Source organism: Hamadaea flava, assembly GCF_024172085.1.
GTDB classification, from domain to species: Bacteria; Actinomycetota; Actinomycetes; order Mycobacteriales; family Micromonosporaceae; genus Hamadaea; species Hamadaea flava.
The window spans coordinates 7,513,632-7,532,280 of the sequence record NZ_JAMZDZ010000001.1 but is presented as its reverse complement, the minus strand read 5'-3'; the positions used below and the strand labels follow the sequence as shown (position 1 = coordinate 7,532,280).

The following is an 18,649-nucleotide window of genomic DNA, read 5'->3' as shown; positions in this document are numbered from 1 at the left end:
GTCCGCCCTAATCGCCCCCGGTCGGCCTGGCGTGCGAAAGACTTGTGCCCAGTGGATGGTGTGACAGAAGGAGCAAGACGGTGGCCAGCCTCGACACCTTCGGTGCGAAGAGCCAGCTCGACGTCGGCGACGCGAGCTACGAGATTTTCACGATCGACAAGGTCGCGGGCCACGAGCGCCTGCCCTACAGCCTGAAGATCCTGCTGGAGAACCTGCTTCGCACGGAGGACGGCGCCAACATCACCGCCGACCACATCCGCGCGCTGGGCAGCTGGGACGCCGCGGCCGAGCCGAGCGTCGAGATCCAGTTCACCCCGGCCCGGGTGCTGATGCAGGACTTCACCGGCGTCCCGTGCGTGGTCGACCTCGCGACGATGCGAGAGGCGGTACGCGACCTCGGCGGCAACACCTCCAAGGTCAACCCGCTGGCCCCGGCCGAGCTGGTCATCGACCACTCGGTCATCGCCGACGTGTTCGGCCGCCCGGACGCGTTCGAGCGCAACGTCGAGATCGAGTACGGGCGCAACCAGGAGCGGTACCAGTTCCTGCGCTGGGGCCAGACCGCGTTCGACGAGTTCAAGGTCGTCCCGCCGGGCACGGGCATCGTGCACCAGGTCAACATCGAGCACCTCGCGCGCGTCGTCATGCCGCGCGGCGGGCAGGCGTACCCGGACACGGTGGTGGGCACCGACTCGCACACCACGATGGTCAACGGCCTGGGCGTACTGGGCTGGGGCGTCGGCGGCATCGAGGCCGAGGCGGCCATGCTCGGCCAGCCGGTGTCGATGCTCATCCCCCGGGTCGTCGGCTTCAAGCTGCACGGCGAACTGCCCAGCGGCGCGACCGCGACCGACCTGGTGCTGACCATCACCCAGCTGCTGCGCAAGCACGGGGTCGTCGGCAAGTTCGTGGAGTTCTACGGCTCCGGCGTGACCGCCGTCCCGCTGGCCAACCGGGCCACGATCGGCAACATGAGCCCCGAGTTCGGCTCCACCTGCGCGATCTTCCCGATCGACGGCGAGACCATCGAATACCTGCGCCTGACCGGCCGTTCGCCGGAGCAGCTCGCCCTCGTCGAGGCGTACGCCAAGCGCCAGGGCATGTGGCACGACCCCGCGGTCGAGCCGGTCTACTCCGAGTACCTGGAGCTGGACCTGAGCACCGTGGTCCCGTCGATCGCCGGCCCGAAGCGGCCGCAGGACCGGGTCGAGCTGAGCAACGCCAAGACCTCGTTCCGCGCCGTCCTGCCGGACTACGTGAAGAACGACGAGACGGACGAGGAGGCCGAGGAGAGCTTCCCGGCGTCCGACCCGCCCGCCTCGAACTCGCGGGCCACCAACGGCCGGGCGAGCAAGCCGACCCCGGTGACCGCCGCCGACGGCACGGTCTACGAGCTGGACCACGGCGCTGTCGTGATCGCCTCGATCACCTCGTGCACCAACACGTCCAACCCGCAGGTGATGCTGGGCGCCGCGCTGCTGGCCAAGAAGGCCGTCGAGCGGGGCCTGCACGCCAAGCCGTGGGTGAAGACCACGCTGGCCCCCGGGTCCAAGGTGGTCATGGACTACTACGAGAAGGCCGGGCTCACCCCGTACCTGGAGAAGCTGGGCTTCCACCTGGTCGGCTACGGCTGCGTGACCTGTATCGGCAACTCCGGCCCCCTGCCGGAGGAGATCAGCGCCGCGGTGCAGCACAACGATCTGGCCGTCGTGTCGGTCCTGTCCGGCAACCGCAACTTCGAGGGCCGGATCAACCCGGACGTCAAGATGAACTACCTGGCGTCCCCGCCGCTGGTCGTGGCGTACGCCATCGCCGGCACCATGGACATCGACCTGGCCACGGACCCGCTGGGCACCGACGCGGACGGCAAGCCGGTCTTCCTCGGCGACATCTGGCCGACGCCGGCCGAGGTGCAGGCGACGATCAACTCCTCGATCAACTCCGAGATGTTCGCCAAGGACTACGCCGACGTCTTCGCGGGCGACGAGCGGTGGCAGTCGCTGCCGACGCCGACCGGTGACACCTTCGCCTGGGACGGTTCCTCGACGTACGTGCGTAAGCCTCCGTACTTCGAGGGCATGCAGGCGCAGCCGGCGCCGGTCGGCGACATCGCCGGGGCACGGGTGCTGGCCAAGCTGGGCGACTCGGTGACCACCGACCACATCTCGCCGGCCGGTTCCATCAAGGCGGACTCGCCCGCGGGCAAGTACCTCGCCGAGCACGGCGTCGATCGCCGGGACTTCAACTCCTATGGTTCCCGCCGGGGCAACCACGAGGTGATGATCCGGGGAACCTTTGCCAATATCCGCCTGCGCAACCAGGTGGCGCCGGGCACCGAGGGCGGCTTCACCCGGGACTTCACCGTCGAGGGCGCGCCGGTCAGCTCGATCTACGACGCCTCGGTGAACTACCAGGCGGCCGGGCTGCCGCTCGTCGTGCTGGCGGGCAAGGAGTACGGCTCGGGCTCGTCGCGTGACTGGGCGGCCAAGGGCACCGCGCTGCTGGGCGTCAAGGCCGTCGTCGCCGAGTCCTACGAGCGGATCCACCGCTCCAACCTGATCGGCATGGGCGTGCTGCCGTTGCAGTTCCCGGCCGGGCAGACGGCGGACTCGCTCGGCCTCACCGGTGAGGAGACCTTCTCGATCACCGGGGTGACCGCGCTGAACGACGGCGTGACGCCGAAGACCGTCCGCGTGGTCGCGACCGGGGCGGGCGCGCCGGTCGAGTTCGACGCGGTGGTCCGGATCGACACGCCGGGAGAGGCGGACTACTACCGCCACGGTGGCATCTTGCAGTTCGTGCTCCGCAAGATGCTCGAGGGCTGACCGCCACCAGGCGTTCTGCAAATTGCACGGAGGGCAACCAAGCGGTTGCCCTCCGTGTTTTTTGTTGGCCGAACTACTTTCCAGTAACGCAATACATCCCTATAGTCAATTACATAAATGGATGACATGACGTACGGGAACGTCGCAGAACCATCACCCAATCGTCGTGTCGGGCGGCATGGGCTGGAGGTTCTCATGACTGCTGTCGTGACCAACTTCGAACTGATCGGCGGAGCGCCGGCGGTCCGCGAGGCGGTACGCCGCTTCTACGACCGGCTGGTCGCCGATCCCGAGCTCGCCGGCTTCTTCAGCGGCGTGGACCTGGCCACCCTGAAGCGACATCAGGTCGACCTGCTCTCGATGGTCCTGGGAGGACCGAGCAACTACACGGGGCGGGATCTGGGTGAGGCGCATGCTCACCTGGCCATCGACTCCCAGGCGTACGCGAAGGTCGGCGGGCACCTGGTGGCCGTGCTGGCGGAGCTCGGCGTACCGGAGCACGTGATCGCCTCGGTGACCGAGACGCTCACGTCGGTCTCTCCGCAGATCGTCACGCACTGACCTGCGACATCACCTGAACTCCCGGGCCCATGGGCGAACCTGACCGCACTCCTGGCGGCTCACGCAAGCGCTCCCCGGCGCGTCACCCGTGGACTCGGGAGTTCCGGCTGAGCGATGTCATCGTTGGCACAGCGATCACTGGAAGGTCTCTTTACTGTTAGGGGACTTTAATTTATCTTTGCCTGAGGGTTACCCCGATCCATGTGAATCTGTCCCCATTCCCCCAGGCAGGTGGCACATCAGATGAACCTCAGACATCTCACTCCCCGACTCCGGTTGGTGGCGGCTACCGCGGCCGCCGTCCTCGCCGGCGGCGTCTCGCTGGTCTTCGCGACCACCGCCGACGCCGCGACGAACCTGCTCACCAACCCGGGCCTCGAAACCGGCGCGCTGTCGCCGTGGACGTGTGCCGGCAACCTCGGCAGCGTCGTCGGCACCCCGGTCCACAGTGGCACCAAGAGCCTCCAGGGCGCGGCCAGCGCGTCCAACCACGCGCAGTGCAGCCAGACCGTCTCGGTCCAGCCCAGCACGGCGTACACGGTGTCGGCGTGGGTCAACGGCGGTGGCGGCTACGTCTACCTCGGCGTCACCGGCGGCACCGAAGTCTGGAACCCGGCGGCCGCGAGCGCCTGGACCCAGCTCAGCACCACCTTCACCACCGGCGCGTCGCAGACCACGCTGACGGTCAACGTGCACGGCTGGTATGGCACCGGCACCTACTGGGCCGACGACTTCGTCGTGACCGGACCGGGCGGCAACCCGTCGCCGTCGGCGAGCACCTCCTCGCCGTCGCCGTCCGCCTCCACCTCGTCGCCGTCCCCGAGCCCGACGAGCGCCTCGCCGAGCCCGAGTCCCACCACGGCGTCGCCCAGCCCGTCGGTGACCACGTCGCCGCCCGGCGGCGGAGGCAACAAGCTGCTCGGCTACTTCACCAACTGGGGCGTCTACCAGCGCAACTACCACGTGAAGAACATCGCGACGAGCGGATCCGCGGCGAAGCTCGGGTACATCAACTACGCCTTCGGCAACGTGACCGGCGGCTCCTGCCAGATCGGCGACGCGTACGCCGACTACGACAAGTTCTACGACGCCTCGTCCAGCGTGGACGGCACCACGGACACCTGGGACGCCGGCGCCCTGCGCGGCAACTTCAACCAGCTGCGCAAGCTGAAGAAGCTCTACCCGAACATCAAGATCCTGTGGTCGTTCGGCGGCTGGACCTGGTCCGGCGGCTTCGGCCAGGCGGCGGCGAACCCGACGGCGTTCGCCAACTCCTGCTACAACCTGGTCGAGGACCCGCGCTGGGCGGACGTCTTCGACGGCATCGACATCGACTGGGAGTACCCGAACGCCTGTGGCCTGTCCTGTGACACCAGTGGCGCCGCGGCCTTCAAGAACCTGATGTCGGCGCTGCGGACGAAGTTCGGCTCCAGCTACCTCATCACCGCCGCGATCACCGCGGACGGCACCACCGGCGGCAAGATCGACGCTGCCGACTACGCCGGCGCGGCGCAGTACGTGAACTGGTACAACGTCATGACGTACGACTTCTTCGGCGCCTGGGCCACGACCGGCCCGACCGCTCCGCACTCGCCGCTGACGTCATACTCGGGCATCCCGATCTCCGGGTTCTACTCGGACGCGGCGATCCAGAAGCTCGTCGCCAAGGGCGTCTCTCGATCCAAGCTGCTGCTGGGCATCGGCTTCTACGGCCGCGGCTGGACCGGCGTCACCCAGTCCGCACCGGGTGGCACCGCGACCGGTGCCGCACCGGGCACCTACGAGGCCGGCATCGAGGACTACAAGGTGATCAAGACGAAGTGCCCGACCACGGGCACGGTCGCGGGCACCGCGTACGCCTTCTGCGGTGGGCAGTGGTGGAGCTACGACACCCCCAGCACCATCTCGGGAAAGATGACCTACAGCAAGAACCAGGGTCTCGGCGGAGCGTTCTTCTGGGAGCTCTCCGGCGACACCACCGGCGGTGAACTGATCACCGCCATGAAGAGCGGCCTCGGCTGATAACCAGGGCTCAGTCGAGGTGAGCTCGGCCGGTGCGGCGCTCGTCGCACCGGCCGAGCAGTCTCTGCGCCGGCGCTCAGCGTTTGCGGGCCCGGCCGGTTACCGATATTCATTACGCCCATGACCACCCCTTCGGTTCCCTCCTCGCCCGGCAGCGCCGTGAAGGCGTTGCGGCCGCTGTTCGCCTGGGCGTTGCTGGGCTACGTCGCCCTGCAGCTGTTCTTCACCTTCTTCGGCTGGCTGCTGCCGTCGCGGGACACCACCTTCAGCTCCCGGTCGGCGTCGGCCGGCTTCGTCACGCTGTACACGATCGTGCTTCCGCTGCTCGCCCTGCTGATCGCCACGCAGATCACGCCGGTCCTGGCGGTGAGCAAGCTGATGGCGGCGATCGCGTTGGTCGAGTACCTCGTGGTGCTCTTCTTCGGGCTCATCTCGTTCCTGCTCGGTCTGGGCCGGACGTTCGACTACGTCAACAGCGCCCGGTCCGCCTTCGGCGCGCTGGAGCACTTCGTGATGGGGCTCGCCGAACTCGGCGTCGCCGCCCTCGTCGCGTACGCCGTGCTCCGGATCTTCCTGTCGCTCGGCGGCACCCTGCCGGACTTCAGCGCCCGGCACACCCCGCCGGCCCAGCACACCCCGCCGACTCAGTCCAGCGAGCAGCCCACGCAGATCCTCTAGCCCGCCCCGATGTTCGCCTACCGGTCAGGTGCTCGCCTTTCGGCGTACCCCTAGGTCGTCTCGAATGAGCCGCATGGCTGACAGGCGTAGTTTGTTGAAGGTGAGTGCTATCGCGGCCGGAGCCGTGCCCCTGCTGGCGGCGGCTCCGGCCGCCGCGTCCGACAAGCCGCGGCGGCGCGGGCCGCTGGTGATCGGGCACCGCGGGGCCAGCGGCTACCGGCCCGAGCACACCCTGGCGTCGTACGAGCTGGCCGCGCGGATGGGCGCCGATTTCATCGAGCCGGATCTCGTGTCCACGAAGGACGGCGTGCTGGTCGCCCGGCACGAGAACGAGATCTCCGGCACGACCAACGTGGCCGACCACCCGGAGTTCGCGGCGCGCCGGACCACCAAGCAGATCGACGGCGTGCCGGTGACCGGCTGGTTCACCGAGGACTTCACCCTCGCGGAGCTGAAGACGCTGCGCGCGGCGGAGCGGCTGCCCGCCGTGCGCCAGCGCAACACCCTCTACAACGGACTCTTCGAGGTGCCCACCTTCGAGGAGGTGCTCAAGCTGCGCGAGCGGCTCAGCAAGGAGCTGGACCGCGAGATCGGCGTCTACCCGGAGACCAAGCACCCGACCTACTTCCGGGCCGCCGGGCTCGCCCTGGAGGCCCCGCTGGTCCAGGCGCTGCGCCAGCACGGCCTCGACCGCCGCAACGCGCCGGTCTTCGTCCAGTCCTTCGAGGCGGCCAACCTGCGCGACCTCCGCGAGAAGCTCGGCCTCCGCGTACCGCTGGTCTTCCTCGCCAGTGCCAGTGGTACGCCGTTCGCCGATCCCAAGACGTATCGCGAGTACCTGAGCCCGGCCGGGCTCGCCGAGCTGGCCGCGTACGCCGACGGCATCGGACCGGACAAGTCGCTGGTGATCCCGCGCAACGCCGACGGCACGCTGGCCGCCCCCACCTCACTGGTGGCCGACGCGCACACGGCCGGGCTGGTCGTGCACCCGTACACGTTCCGGGCGGAGAACCAGTTCCTGCCGGCCGACTACCGGGTCGGGACCGACCCCAACGCGTACGGCAAGGCCCTCGACGAGCAGATCACGTTCCTGCGTACCGGGATCGACGGGCTCTTCACCGACCAGGCCGACATCGGCGTCCTGGCCCGCTCCCTTCGCTAGCGGCTACCGGGAGTGGGCCAGCGACATCACGGCCGCGACGGCCTGGATGACGCCGTTGACCGCCCGGGTGGGCGCGAACCGCCGCTCGGTCCACTCCCGGCCCCGCCGCAGCCAGACGCTCGGCAGCCCCAGTCCGGCCGCGCCGCCGATGTCGGACTCGGGGCTGTCGCCGATCATCCACGCGCCGCGCAGCCGTAGTCGGGCGCGTTCGGCCGCGATCTCGAAGATCCGGGGATTGGGCTTGCGGCAGTCGACCTCCTCGGAGATCACCCAGTCGGCCACGAATCGGTCCAGCCCGGTCCGGCGGATCTTCGCCTCCTGCATGCGGGTGCTGCCGTTGGTCACGATCACCGGCACCCAGCCCGCGTCCGCCGCGATCCGCAGCGCCGCGCCGACCATGGGATCGAACCGCGTATGCTCGACCATCCCCTCGGACAGCTCGTCGACCATATCGACGATGGACGCGCGGATGGCGTACCGGTCGCGGATGGCCTCGGCCACGTCCCAACGGTCGGTCAGCCCGTCCGCGTCCACGTCCAGCAACCAGTCCACGTCGTACGCGGGCGCGCCGATCTCCGGCAGGAACCATTCGGCCCAGGCCTTGAACGCCCCGGTGCGGTCGATCAGGGTGTTGTCGAGGTCAAGGAGCAGCAATGGCACGGCCGCACAATACGTGACCTGCGCCTCACTAGGAAAGGGTCCTCACGTATAGACCTGATCCCGCCCGACTCCGAGGTTTTCTGACATCGCCGCCGGTCGATCGGCCAACATGGTGTGGCCGGCGCGGGTCGCTTGCAGATCCTCCGCCGACAGCGTCGCCACCTGCACCGACGTGCCGGAGTTCGGGCCGCGGACGATCGCCCGACCCTCCGGGTCGTAGACGGCCGCGCCGCCGTTGAAGGTCCACGGCGCGACACCGTCGACCGCATTGGCATAAACGACGTAGCCTGTGTTGTCCAAGGCGCGCGCGGCATAGTAGACATCGCGGCGATGCTCGGAGCCCGTCACGTACGCCGCCGGGTAGACCATGCCGTGCACGTCGTCGTCCTGGGCGGCGCGGGCGTGCTCCGGGAAGCACCCGTCGTAGCAGACGCCCAGCCCGAGCCGCCAGCCGTCCAGATGCAGCGTCGCACCCCGGGAACCCGGCACGAAGAGCGCCTTCTCCTCCGGTCCGCACAGGAAGTTCTTCTCGTACGCCACCCGGATCCGCCCGGAGCCGTCGGCCACCACGACGGCGCACGTACGCCGGTCCTGCTCATCGCGTACCGCTGCCCCTAGCAGAATGACGATCTGCCGGTCGCGCGCGACGGCCCGGACGGGGTCGAGTCTCGCGTCCGCCACCTGACCGCCCACGGCCGCGACGTCGGTGGCCAGATCTTCCAAGGCCGGCGGATGGTACGCGGGCAGGAACAGCTCGGGCAGTACGCACAGCCGAGCGCCCTGGTCGGCGGCCTGCGCGGCCAGCTCGGCGCCGGCCTTCGCGTTGGCCGCGACGTCGCCGGGGACCGACGGCGCCTGGACGGCGGCGACGGTGAGCGGGGTCAACATGGGGGTCACCTTAGCCCGCCCCGACTGGCCGACGCGTGCAGCAAGCCGTACGTACGGATTGCGAAGACTTGGTTGACCTGGGAGGATCGTAGTGTGCCGAGGGTGAGTCAGGATCAGCTGGAAGCCCGGCGGGAGGAGATCCTCACCGCCGCCCGTGCCTGTTTCGCGCGCTACGGCTACGAAGGCGCCACCGTCCGGCGACTCGAAGAGGCGACCGGGCTGTCCCGGGGCGCGATCTTCCACCACTTCCGCGACAAGGACTCCCTGTTCCTCGCGGTCGCCGAGGACGACGCCGCCGAAATGGTGGAAACGGTCGCCCGCAACGGACTCGTCCAGGTCATGCGCGACCTGCTGACCCGCGCCACCGACCCCGACGCGGCCGGCTGGCTCGGCACGCAACTGGAAGTGTCCCGCCGCGTCCGCACCGACCCCGGCTTCGCCGAACGCTGGGTCCAGCGCACCAGCGCGATCGAAAGCGCCACCGCCGAACGGCTCAAACGCCAACGCGACGCCGGAGTGCTCCGCGACGACGTGCCGCTGGAAGCGCTCATGCGGTTCCTCGAACTGGCCTACGACGGGCTCGTGCTGCACTTGGCGATGGGCCGGCCCGCCGGGGACCTCGGACCAGTCCTCGACCTCGTCGAAGAAACCGTCCGCAAACGCTGACCCCGTCCGCCTGGGTGTGTTCCCGCCGATCATGAACTATCGGTCGTGATCGACCGGCGTGTCGTGTCCGCAGCACCCTGATCAACTCCGTAAAAGGCTGATCAACTCGGGGTCAGTCGAGCATCCAGTTCTGAAGGTGCCGGCCGACCGGCGTCATGATCAGCACCACCATGCCCGCGCAGAGCGCGGTGGTCGCGGCGAGCGTCCACGCGAGCCGGCGCTGACGGCGTACGCCCCGCTGGGCGAGCGTCCAGAGCCCGGCCGGCACCAGCGCGGCGGCGGGGATGTGGCCCACCAGCGCCGATAGCGCGACCATCGGGTACGCCGACCACAGGAGCGCCGGCCAGTAGTCCTTGGGATCGTGCTCCGGGCCGAGCGACTCCGGCCAGCCTGCCGTTGCGCTGACGACGAGATAGAGGCCGCAGGCTCCGAGGTAGAAGGCCGCGACCAAGGCGGACTGGATGACCACGAGCACCTCGACGCCGCGCGACGGTGACGGGGCGAGGGAGACCTGTGCGGTCGACATCCCGGGAGTGTAGGGCGTCACGCGGAAAATCGGTTGACACCTGTCCACCCCCGCCGCCTACACTGGTCGGCGTTGATCATGGCTGCCACCACAGCCTGTCTTTTGCCGGTGTGGTGTGCGAGTGAGAGGAGGGGAGCCAGATGGCTGTCTTTGCCCTGCCCTGCGCCATTCCCCTTTCCTCTTCGCTCAAGGAGCCGCTGAAGTGCGCAAACAGCGCAAGTTCGACGACGACGACTTCTCGCTGACCGATACCGACACCTTCGAGAAGTTCCTCGATCACGATCCCGAATGGGATGAGAATCCGGACGGCCCGGAGACCGGCGACCGCTGGTCCACCTGGGACCTGTCCTCCCCCACCGAGCGCGGCCCGCTGCCGCATCCGGAGTGGGTGGTCACTGAGCTCGCCGCGGTCGACACCGAGCGCGGCATGCTCAAGACCGGCAAGGAAGCCGACGTCTTCCTGATCCGGCGGGAGGTGCCCGAGACCGGCTACGGCACGCTGATGGCGGCCAAGCGATACCGGGACAGCGACCACCGGATGTTCCACCGGGACGCCGGATATCTGGAGGGCCGGCGGACCCGGGACAGCCGGGTCAACCGGGCCGTCGCCGCCCGGACCGCCTTCGGCAAGGAGGCGATCGCCGGGCAGTGGGCGTACGCCGAGTTCGGGGCGCTGTGCAAGCTCTGGGAGACCGCCCAGTCGCTGGACGTGACCCCGTTCACGCCTTATCCGGTGCAGATCCTCGGCACCGAGATCCTCATGGAGTTCATCGGTACGCCCGACGGTGTGGCCGCGCCACGGCTGGCCGCGATCCGGCCGGAGGACGCGAATCTGACCGATCTGTGGGAGCAGCTGCTGATCGGGCTGCGCGTCCTGGCCCGCAGCGGGTACGCGCACGGCGACCTGTCGCCGTACAACATCCTCGTCCACGAGGGACGGCTGGTCGTCATCGATCTGCCGCAGATCGTGGACGTGGTGGCCAACCCGCACGGGCGGCGGTTCCTGACTCGGGACGTGCACAACGTGCTGACCTGGTTCCGTTCCCGGGGACTGTCCGGTGTGGATGAGACCGAGGTCGTGCAGTTCCTGTGCGACGAGGCGGGGATCCGCTGAACCCGCCCACGGCGCGGTCCGGCGGCCGGGCAGCTCCTTCGGCCGTGCGGCCCCCGCGGCCGCGCGGCCCTCATCGACCGGCGGGCCACCGCCCGTGCGGCACCGTGCGATATCCGGGATGACGCTGTCCTCCGCGTGCGGGGGGCAGCGTCATCCCGGGTCGGGCGGTGCTCGAGCGAGCGCTCAGGCGGCGGCGGGGCTCGCGGGCAGGCCCGTCGTCAGCGGCGAGTCGATCGGCGACGCGGTGAACTGCGTCCGATAGAGGTCGCCGTACAGCCCGCCCGCGGCGACCAACTCCTCGTGGGTGCCCCGTTCGACGATCTTGCCGTCGTCGAGCACCAGGATCTGGTCGGCTTCGCGGACGGTCGACAGCCGGTGCGCGATGACGAGCGCCGTACGCCCGGCGAGTGCGACCGACAGCGCTCGCTGCACCGCCGCCTCGCTCTCGGAGTCCAGGTGTGCCGTGGCCTCGTCGAGGATGACGATGGACGGCGCCTTCAGCAGCAGCCGGGCGATCGCGATGCGCTGCTTCTCGCCGCCGGAGAACCGGTAGCCGCGCTCGCCGACGACCGTCTCCAGTCCATCGGGCAACGCCCGGACCAGCTCCTCGACCTGGGCTCCGCGCAGGGCGGCCCAGATCTCCTCGTCGGTCGCGTCGGGCTTGGCATAGCGCAGGTTCGCCGCGATCGACTCGTGGAACAGGTGAGCGTCCTGCGTGACGACGCCGATCGTGTCGCGCAGCGAGGCGAGGGAGGCGTCGCGGACGTCGATGCCGCCGACCGCCACCGAGCCCTCGGTCACGTCGTAGACCCGGCTCACGAGCATCGACGTGGTGGACTTGCCGGCACCGGACGGGCCGACGAGGGCCACCATCTGACCCGGCTGGACCGTGAAGGAGACCCCGCGCAGCACCGGCTCGGTCTGCTTGCGGTCCAGCGTCGCGACGTCCTCCAGGGAGGCCAGCGAGACCTCGGCCGCGGTGGGATAGCGGAACCAGACGTCGCGGAAGTCGACCCGGCTCGAGCCCTTCGGAATCTCGACCGCGTCCGGCTTCTCCGCGATGGCCGGCGGCAGGTCCAGGATCTCGAAGACCCGGTCGAAGCTGACCATGGCGCTCATGACGTCCACGCGTACGTTGGACAGCTCGGTCAACGGCCCGTAGAGGCGGGTCAGGAGCAACGCCAGGGCGACCACGGTGCCGGCCGAGATCGTCTGGTTGACGGCGAACCAGCCGCCCAGACCGTAGACGAGCGCCTGGGCCAGCGAGGCGACCAGCATCATCGCGACGAAGAAGGCCCGGCCGTACATCGCCGAGGTGATGCCGATGTCGCGTACGCGGGCGGCCTTCTCGCCGAACCGCTCCGACTCCGACTCGGGTCGCCCGAACAGCTTCACCAGCAACGCCCCCGCGACACCGAAGCGCTCGGTCATCGTCGCGTTCATCGTGGCGTTGAGTTCGTAGGACTCCTTGGTGATGGCGGCCAGCCGGCGCCCGACCCGGCGCGCGGGCAGGATGAAGACCGGCAGCAACACCAGCGAAAGGGCGGTGATCTGCCAGTTGAGGCTCAGCATCACGCCCGCCGTCAGGGCCAACTGGATGACGTTGCTGACCACGCCGGACAGCGTCGAGGTGAACGCCCGCTGCGCGCCCAGGACGTCGTTGTTGAGCCGGGACACGAGCGCGCCGGTCTGCGTACGCGTGAAGAACTGCAGCGGCATCCGCTGGACGTGGTCGTAGACCTCGCTGCGCAGCCGGTAGATGATGCCCTCGCCGATACGGGCGGAGTACCACCGCTGGGCGAGGGAGAGGCCGGCACTGGCGATGGAAAGCCCGGCGATGATCAGCGCCAGCCGGATGACAGTGGCGCCGGCCGAGGCTTTGTTGCTGGTGATGGCGTTGACGACGTCACCGGCGAGGACCGGGGTCGCCACCCCGATCGCGGCGGACACCACCACGGTGATGAGGAAGATGGTGATGTCGCGCCGGTACGGCCGGGCGAAGCGCATGACGCGCTTGAACGTGCCGCTGGTCAGCTTGTGCTGCTTGACCGCGTCCTCCTCGCGGAGGGCGCGCATCATGCCCCAGCCCCCGCCGCCCCCGCCCATCATCGACATGTGTTGCCCTCCCAGGAAGATCCTGAAAGGCAAACCTACAAGGCGAGGCTGACATTCCCGCCCGGGCGCATGGGTGGCGCTACTCGCCCAGCCCGGCGATCTCCCGGATGCGGCGTACCTGAGCCTGCCGTTCGGCGAGCGCCTGTTCGGCGTACGACCGGTGGGAAGCGCCCGCGATCAGCGCCTTTATCTCGATGAGGGCGTTGCGATCGGCCGCGAGCAGCGCGGCCGCCAGATCCCGAGCCGCCTGGTCCAGCTCTGTTCGCGGTACGCGAACAGTGGCCAGCCCGATCCGCTCGGCCTCCTCCGCGCCGACCGTACGCCCGGTGGCGCACAGTTCGAGGGCGCGCGAGTAGCCGACGAGGTCGACGAGCCGCTTGGTGCCCGTCAAATCGGGCACCAAGCCCAAGGTCACTTCTTTCATGGCGAACCGGGCGTCGTCGGCGACGACCCGGAAGTCGCAGGCCAGCGCGAGCTGGAAACCGGCTCCGATGGCATGGCCCTGCACGGCGGCGATGGTCACGATGTCGGTGCGGCGCAACCAGGAGAACGCCTCCTGGAAGCGCCCGATCCGGACTTCGGCCTCGTCGGGGGGCACCGCGGCGAGCTCACCCAGGTTGGCCTGGGCATGGGCAAGGTCTAATCCGGCCGAGAAGGCCCGCCCCTCGCCGCGGAGCACCACCACTCTGACGTCGGCGCGCAGCGCCGAACCGATGTCGCGCAGGCTTTCCCACGTCGCCGTGGTCTGCGCATTCAGAACTTCGGGACGATCAAGCGTGATCGTCGCGATCGGACCGTCAGCCTCCATCCGTACACCGGCCGGCGGGGTGTCGCCGGCCGGGTGCACGTCCTGTGGCGATCGCGAGGTCATGCCTGCAGATCGTATCCGCTTGTCCGGGGGAAAAGGCGGTCAGGCCTTCTTGCGGCGACGGGCGCCGCCCCGCTGACGCAGCTGGACGCCCGCCTCGGTGAGCACCCGGTGAATGAACCCGTAGGAACGGCCCGTCGACGAGGCCAGAGCGCGGATGCTCTCCCCGGAGGTGTACCGCTTGACGAGGTCCTTCGCCAGGGTCTGCCGCTCGGTCCCGACGATCCGGCGACCCTTCTCTGTGGTGGTAGCTGTGCCGGTGGCTGCCATCGTGAATCCCTCACGTCCGAAAGATGGTGCGGTTACGCGGTCTCATCTATTAGACCGCCTGGAACGATCATGCGCTAGATATCAACTACACGCCAACCGACACGCACGCCACTGTCGGCTACCCGATAGCCTGATCCGCCGTGGTGACCGATGACCTCGCAGGCGCGCGCAGACGTGAACGTGACGACCTTTTCACCTGGTTGGCGCTGGTCACGGCGGGTACCGCCGCGACCTGGCTAGCTGTTCGCGCCGGAGTCGCACTCGGTACCGCGAGCGCGCCATTTCTCGGCCGTTATCGAGTTGAGATCGGCCCGGCGACGGTGCTGGCACCACTGATTGCGCTTTCGGTCCTTACTTTTGCGCATCGCGGCTGGTTCCATTCCGCACGGTGGGGAATGCTCGTAATCGTTTCCTATTGCGGATTGCTCCTCTGGTCGGTGGGTCTGGCCTACGTGGACGGTGCCGACGGATTCACCCGCGCACTGCTGAGTCCGGACAGTTACCTGACCGATGTCACCGCGATGGGTGATCACCCTTGGGAGTACTTGCGCGCTTACACCGCCACCGCCGCGGAGAAGTCGATCGCCAGCCGCGGGCACCCGCCGGGCCCGGTGATGCTGCTCTGGGCGCTGCAGCGGGCCGGGTTGACCGACCATCTGCTGCTCGGCCTGGCCGTCACGGCGTTGGGCGCGCTGGTGGCCCCGCTCGTGCTGTCCGCGGTCCGCGAGGTCTGCGGCGAGGCGGCGGCCCGCAGTTACGCCCCGCTGCTCCTGCTGGCCACCTGGGCGGTCTGGCTCGCGGTCTCGATCGACGCCCTGGTGGGCACGCTGGGCGCGGCGACGATCGCCGCCGGGGTTCGCGCCACGATCAGACACGGCACCCGCGCCCTGGCCTGGTCGCTCGTCTCCGGCATCGCGCTCGGCACGGCCGCGCTCTTCTCGTACGCCGCGGCGTGGCTGGGCCTGACGGTGGTATGCCTGAACTTCGCCCGTCGCCGGGCCGCCCTGAACTGGGCCGGCGGCCTGGGCGTGCTGTTGCCCGTACTGGCCGCCTGGGCGGCCGGGTTCAACTGGCTGGACGGGCTGCTCAGCGCCCACAACGACTTCGCCGTCCGGGTCGAACCGGCCCGGCCCGCCCTGCCCTGGGCGGCGATCAGCCTCGTTGCCCTTCTGCTGGCCGCAGGACCCGCTTTGGTGCCCGGCATACGCAAACTGCGGAACACGCCTGGATGGCCGTTTCTGGCGGGCGCAGGGGCCGCTGTGGTCTTCTCGGTGGCCGCCGGATTGGCCCGGGGCGGCATCGAGCATGCGTGGCTGGCGTACTTCCCCTGGCTGACGGTCGCCGCCGTGGCGCCGGAACAGCGCGGCGGGCCGATCCCACCCCCGCCGCTGGTGCTGGCCGGGGTGGGGGCGCTCACGGCCGTCGTCGTGGAGGCGGTGCTGGCGACGCCGTGGTGATTCGCCGGCGGGGAGCTGTCAGGCGAGCTCGACCAGCTCCAGCAGGTCGTCATTCCAGGCGTCCTCGACGCCGTCGGGCAGCAGGATCGCCCGGTCCGGCTTGAGCGCCGTCACCGCGCCGGGGTCGTGCGTCACCAGCACGATCGCGCCCGGGTAGCGGGCGATCGCGTCGAGCACCTGCTCCCGGCTGACCGGGTCGAGGTTGTTCGTCGGCTCGTCGAGCAGCAGCACGTTCGCCCCGGAGCAGACCAGGGTGGCCAGCGCCAGCCGGGTCTTCTCGCCGCCGGACAGCACGCCCGCGGGCTTGTCGACGTCGTCCCCGCTGAACAGGAACGCGCCGAGGATCCGCCGCAGGTCCGTGTCGGTCTGGTCGGGCGCGGCCGACCGCATGTGGTCCAGGATCGTGCGCTGGACGTCGAGCTGCTCGTGCTCCTGGGCGTAGTAACCGATCCGCAGCCCGTGCCCGGCCAGCACCTCGCCGGTGTCGGGCGACAGTACGCCGGCCAGCATCCGCAGCAGCGTGGTCTTCCCCGCACCGTTGAGCCCCAGAATGGCGACCCGGGAACCCTTGTCGACGGCGACGTCCACTCCGGTGAAGATCTCCAGCGACCCGTACGCCTTCGACAGCCCGGACGCCGTCAGCGGCGTCTTCCCACACGGTTCCGGAGTCGGGAACCGCACCTTGGCGACCTTGTCGGCGGATCGCACCTCTTCGAGCCCGCCGATCAGCTTCTCGGCGCGCTTGGCCATGTTCTGCGCGGCGACCGTCTTGGTGGCCTTGGCCCGCAGCTTGTCGGCCTGCGCCATCAGGGCGCCGGCCTTCTTCTCGGCGTTGGCGCGCTCACGCTGCCGCCGCCGCTCGTCGGTCTGCCGCTGCTCCAGATACTTCTTCCAGCCGACGTTGTAGACGTCGACGGTCGCCCGGTTGGCGTCGAGGAACCAGACCTTGTTCACGACCGCCTCCAGCATCGAGGCGTCGTGCGAGATGACCACGAGACCACCCTTGTGCCCGGCGAGGAAGCCGCGCAGCCAGGTGATCGAGTCGGCGTCGAGGTGGTTGGTCGGCTCGTCGAGGAGCAGGATGCCGCCGCCGGGCTGACCCAGGTCGCGGAACAGGATGCGGGCCAGCTCGATCCGGCGTCGCTGCCCGCCGGAGAGCGTACCGATGGTCTGGGCCAGCACCCGGTCGGGCAGACCCAGGTTGGCGCAGATCCGGGCCGCCTCGGCCTCGGCAGCGTACCCGCCGAGGGCGGCGAACTGGTCCTCCAGCGCTCCGTAACGGCGGACCGCGCGGTCGTCGCCGTCGGCCATCAGCAGCTCGAGTTCCTTCATCTCCCGCAGCAGCGCGTCGAGCCCACGAGCGGACAGCACCCGGTCGCGCGCGGTGACTTCAAGATCCCCCGTACGCGGATCCTGCGGGAGGTAGCCGACGGGTCCTCGGCTCTCCAGCTTCCCGGCGTAAGGATGACCCTCGCCGGCGAGCACTTTCAGCGAGGTCGTCTTGCCCGCGCCGTTACGGCCGACCAGACCGATCCGGTCGCCGGGCTGAACTCGGAGGATCGCGTCGGAGAGCAGGATGCGGCTGCCGGCGCGCAGCTCGAGCCCGGTTGCGGTAATCATGGTGGCCCCGAGTCTACCGGGGGGCCCGAAGCGGTTTTCCAGCGCAGAGGCTGTGAAACCGCCCGCACATCGCTCGCAAACCGCGACAATAGGCGCATGTCGCTCAACGAGAACGCCGACCTCGACCCGAGTCAAGTCGAGGACATTCGCGGCTCCGGCGGTGGCGGCGGTGGGAGCGAGCCACCCAGCGGCGGCTTCCCCGGCATGAACTTCCCCGGCTCCTCGGGCGGTGGCGGTGGCGGTGGCGGCGGTCTCGGCGGCGGGGGCGCGGGCATGGCCGGCTGCCTGAGCGGCCTGCTGCCGATGATCTTCCGCGGCGGCGGGCAGAACCAGGAGGGCCAGGGCGGCCAGGCCGGTCAGGGCGGCCGCAAGATGGGCAGGGGCGGGCTGCTGATCATCCTGCTCGTCGCGGTCGTCTGCATCGGCCTGTTCTGCTGCCTCGGCCGGGGCGACCTGTCCGGCCTCGGCGACCTCGGCGGACTCGGCGGCACCAACCCGAGCCCGAACAGCTCCTCGCTCGCGTCGACATGCGCCAAGAGCAACCCGAACCGGTTCGACGACCCGGCCTGCCGGAACCTGGCGTACATCAACTCGGTCCAGGCGTACTGGCAGAAGTCGTTGCCGCAGACCATGGGCAAGAACTACGAGATCGTGCCGACCCGGTTCTTCTCCGGCCAGGTCTCCACCGCCTGCGGAGCGGCCACCTCCGGCGTCGGCCCGTTCTACTGCCCCGGCGACAAACGGGTCTACATCGACCTCAGCTTCTACGACGAACTCGCCAACCGGTTCGGCGCGCCCGGCAACTTCGCGCAGGCCTACGTGCTCGCCCACGAATACGGCCACCACGTGCAGAACCTGCTCGGCACCGAAGCCCAGGTACGCCGCGCGCAGCAACGCGACCCGGCCAACGCCAACAAGTACTCCGTCGCCATGGAACTCCAGGCCGACTGCTACGCCGGGGTGTGGGCGAAAGCCGCGTCCGGGACGACCGACGCCAGCGGCGTACCGATCTTCAAGAGCCTCACCACGGCCGACCTCCAGGAGGCGCTGAACGCGGCCGCCGCGGTGGGCGACGACCGCATCCAGCAGCAGTCCGGAGGACAGATCAACGAGGCGGGCTTCACCCACGGCAGCTCAGCGCAGCGTCAGCAGTGGTTCACCCAGGGGTATCAGACCGGCGATCCCAAGCAATGCAACACCTTCGGCTGAGCCGGGTC

General features: G+C 69.4%; 16 protein-coding genes. 9 read left to right on the top strand and 7 right to left on the bottom strand.

Going from position 1 to position 18,649, the window contains the following annotated elements:
• Positions 1-80 precede the first annotated feature (80 nt).
• The 5 genes from acnA to HDA40_RS35200 all read left to right on the top strand — a co-directional run bounded on the left by acnA (position 81) and on the right by HDA40_RS35200 (position 7,248).
• On the top strand, positions 81-2,825 hold the full coding sequence (acnA, locus tag HDA40_RS35220; protein WP_253762161.1) for an aconitate hydratase AcnA: 2,745 nt from the start codon (positions 81-83) through the stop codon (positions 2,823-2,825).
• A 195-nt stretch (positions 2,826-3,020) separates the two neighbouring features.
• Positions 3,021-3,386 (top strand): group I truncated hemoglobin, encoded by a 366-nt coding sequence (locus HDA40_RS35215; RefSeq protein ID WP_253762160.1) that lies wholly within the window; start codon positions 3,021-3,023, stop codon positions 3,384-3,386.
• A gap of 243 nt (positions 3,387-3,629) precedes the next feature.
• Complete coding sequence (locus HDA40_RS35210; protein WP_253762159.1) at positions 3,630-5,408, top strand: glycosyl hydrolase family 18 protein; 1,779 nt, start codon at positions 3,630-3,632, stop codon at positions 5,406-5,408.
• A gap of 120 nt (positions 5,409-5,528) precedes the next feature.
• The gene (locus tag HDA40_RS35205) at positions 5,529-6,086 is read left to right on the top strand and encodes a hypothetical protein (RefSeq protein ID WP_253762157.1); all 558 of its coding nucleotides are present in this window, start codon (positions 5,529-5,531) and stop codon (positions 6,084-6,086) included.
• A gap of 73 nt (positions 6,087-6,159) precedes the next feature.
• Positions 6,160-7,248 carry a glycerophosphodiester phosphodiesterase gene (locus tag HDA40_RS35200; RefSeq protein WP_253762155.1) on the top strand — a complete coding sequence of 363 codons (1,089 nt, stop codon included), beginning with the start codon at positions 6,160-6,162 and terminating at the stop codon, positions 7,246-7,248.
• A 3-nt stretch (positions 7,249-7,251) separates the two neighbouring features.
• On the opposite strand, the gene HDA40_RS35195 is transcribed toward HDA40_RS35200, so the two are convergent.
• A complete protein-coding gene (locus HDA40_RS35195; RefSeq protein ID WP_253762154.1) occupies positions 7,252-7,908 on the bottom strand; it encodes an HAD family hydrolase in 657 nt (218 codons plus the stop codon).
• A 42-nt stretch (positions 7,909-7,950) separates the two neighbouring features.
• Positions 7,951-8,796 (bottom strand): carbon-nitrogen hydrolase family protein, encoded by an 846-nt coding sequence (locus HDA40_RS35190; protein WP_253762153.1) that lies wholly within the window; start codon positions 8,794-8,796, stop codon positions 7,951-7,953.
• Between the two features lie 93 nt (positions 8,797-8,889).
• Between HDA40_RS35190 and HDA40_RS35185 the strand changes: the two genes are divergently transcribed.
• Positions 8,890-9,462 (top strand): TetR/AcrR family transcriptional regulator, encoded by a 573-nt coding sequence (locus HDA40_RS35185; RefSeq protein ID WP_253762152.1) that lies wholly within the window; start codon positions 8,890-8,892, stop codon positions 9,460-9,462.
• A gap of 112 nt (positions 9,463-9,574) precedes the next feature.
• Here HDA40_RS35185 and HDA40_RS35180 read toward each other — a convergent pair whose 3' ends face one another.
• Entirely contained in the window at positions 9,575-9,988 is a 414-nt protein-coding gene (locus HDA40_RS35180) for a hypothetical protein (RefSeq protein WP_253762150.1), read from the bottom strand.
• Between the two features lie 202 nt (positions 9,989-10,190).
• Here HDA40_RS35180 and HDA40_RS35175 point away from each other — a divergent pair, with 202 nt between their 5' ends.
• Entirely contained in the window at positions 10,191-11,102 is a 912-nt protein-coding gene (locus HDA40_RS35175; protein WP_253762148.1) for a serine protein kinase RIO, read from the top strand.
• 183 nt (positions 11,103-11,285) lie between these two features.
• Here HDA40_RS35175 and HDA40_RS35170 read toward each other — a convergent pair whose 3' ends face one another.
• The 3 genes from HDA40_RS35170 to HDA40_RS35160 all read right to left on the bottom strand — a co-directional run bounded on the left by HDA40_RS35170 (position 11,286) and on the right by HDA40_RS35160 (position 14,355).
• A complete protein-coding gene (locus HDA40_RS35170) occupies positions 11,286-13,211 on the bottom strand; it encodes an ABC transporter ATP-binding protein (RefSeq protein WP_372503207.1) in 1,926 nt (641 codons plus the stop codon).
• 85 nt (positions 13,212-13,296) lie between these two features.
• A complete protein-coding gene (locus HDA40_RS35165) occupies positions 13,297-14,088 on the bottom strand; it encodes an enoyl-CoA hydratase/isomerase family protein (protein WP_253762147.1) in 792 nt (263 codons plus the stop codon).
• Between the two features lie 39 nt (positions 14,089-14,127).
• Positions 14,128-14,355 carry a helix-turn-helix domain-containing protein gene (locus tag HDA40_RS35160; RefSeq protein WP_027343421.1) on the bottom strand — a complete coding sequence of 76 codons (228 nt, stop codon included), beginning with the start codon at positions 14,353-14,355 and terminating at the stop codon, positions 14,128-14,130.
• Positions 14,356-14,750: 395 nt separating this feature from the next.
• Between HDA40_RS35160 and HDA40_RS35155 the strand changes: the two genes are divergently transcribed.
• Entirely contained in the window at positions 14,751-15,812 is a 1,062-nt protein-coding gene (locus tag HDA40_RS35155) for a hypothetical protein (RefSeq protein WP_253762146.1), read from the top strand.
• 18 nt (positions 15,813-15,830) lie between these two features.
• Here HDA40_RS35155 and HDA40_RS35150 read toward each other — a convergent pair whose 3' ends face one another.
• A complete protein-coding gene (locus HDA40_RS35150; RefSeq protein WP_253762145.1) occupies positions 15,831-17,432 on the bottom strand; it encodes an ABC-F family ATP-binding cassette domain-containing protein in 1,602 nt (533 codons plus the stop codon).
• A 96-nt stretch (positions 17,433-17,528) separates the two neighbouring features.
• Between HDA40_RS35150 and ypfJ the strand changes: the two genes are divergently transcribed.
• Positions 17,529-18,641 carry a KPN_02809 family neutral zinc metallopeptidase gene (ypfJ, locus tag HDA40_RS35145; RefSeq protein ID WP_253762143.1) on the top strand — a complete coding sequence of 371 codons (1,113 nt, stop codon included), beginning with the start codon at positions 17,529-17,531 and terminating at the stop codon, positions 18,639-18,641.
• Positions 18,642-18,649 lie beyond the last annotated feature (8 nt).

Bases quoted from the DNA above. Each gene is read 5' to 3' on its own strand.
- HDA40_RS35215 (WP_253762160.1), top strand. From the start codon at position 3,021: ATGACTGCTGTCGTGACCAACTTCGAACTGATCGGCGGAGCGCCGGCG.
- HDA40_RS35210 (WP_253762159.1), top strand. From the start codon at position 3,630: ATGAACCTCAGACATCTCACTCCCCGACTCCGGTTGGTGGCGGCTACC.
- HDA40_RS35200 (WP_253762155.1), top strand. From the start codon at position 6,160: ATGGCTGACAGGCGTAGTTTGTTGAAGGTGAGTGCTATCGCGGCCGGA.
- HDA40_RS35170 (WP_372503207.1), bottom strand. From the start codon at position 13,211: ATGATGGGCGGGGGCGGCGGGGGCTGGGGCATGATGCGCGCCCTCCGC.
- HDA40_RS35180 (WP_253762150.1), bottom strand. From the start codon at position 9,988: ATGTCGACCGCACAGGTCTCCCTCGCCCCGTCACCGTCGCGCGGCGTC.
- HDA40_RS35160 (WP_027343421.1), bottom strand. From the start codon at position 14,355: ATGGCAGCCACCGGCACAGCTACCACCACAGAGAAGGGTCGCCGGATC.
- HDA40_RS35190 (WP_253762153.1), bottom strand. From the start codon at position 8,796: ATGTTGACCCCGCTCACCGTCGCCGCCGTCCAGGCGCCGTCGGTCCCC.
- ypfJ (WP_253762143.1), top strand. From the start codon at position 17,529: ATGTCGCTCAACGAGAACGCCGACCTCGACCCGAGTCAAGTCGAGGAC.
- HDA40_RS35155 (WP_253762146.1), top strand. From the start codon at position 14,751: ATGCTCGTAATCGTTTCCTATTGCGGATTGCTCCTCTGGTCGGTGGGT.
- HDA40_RS35205 (WP_253762157.1), top strand. From the start codon at position 5,529: ATGACCACCCCTTCGGTTCCCTCCTCGCCCGGCAGCGCCGTGAAGGCG.
- HDA40_RS35150 (WP_253762145.1), bottom strand. From the start codon at position 17,432: ATGATTACCGCAACCGGGCTCGAGCTGCGCGCCGGCAGCCGCATCCTG.
- HDA40_RS35165 (WP_253762147.1), bottom strand. From the start codon at position 14,088: ATGACCTCGCGATCGCCACAGGACGTGCACCCGGCCGGCGACACCCCG.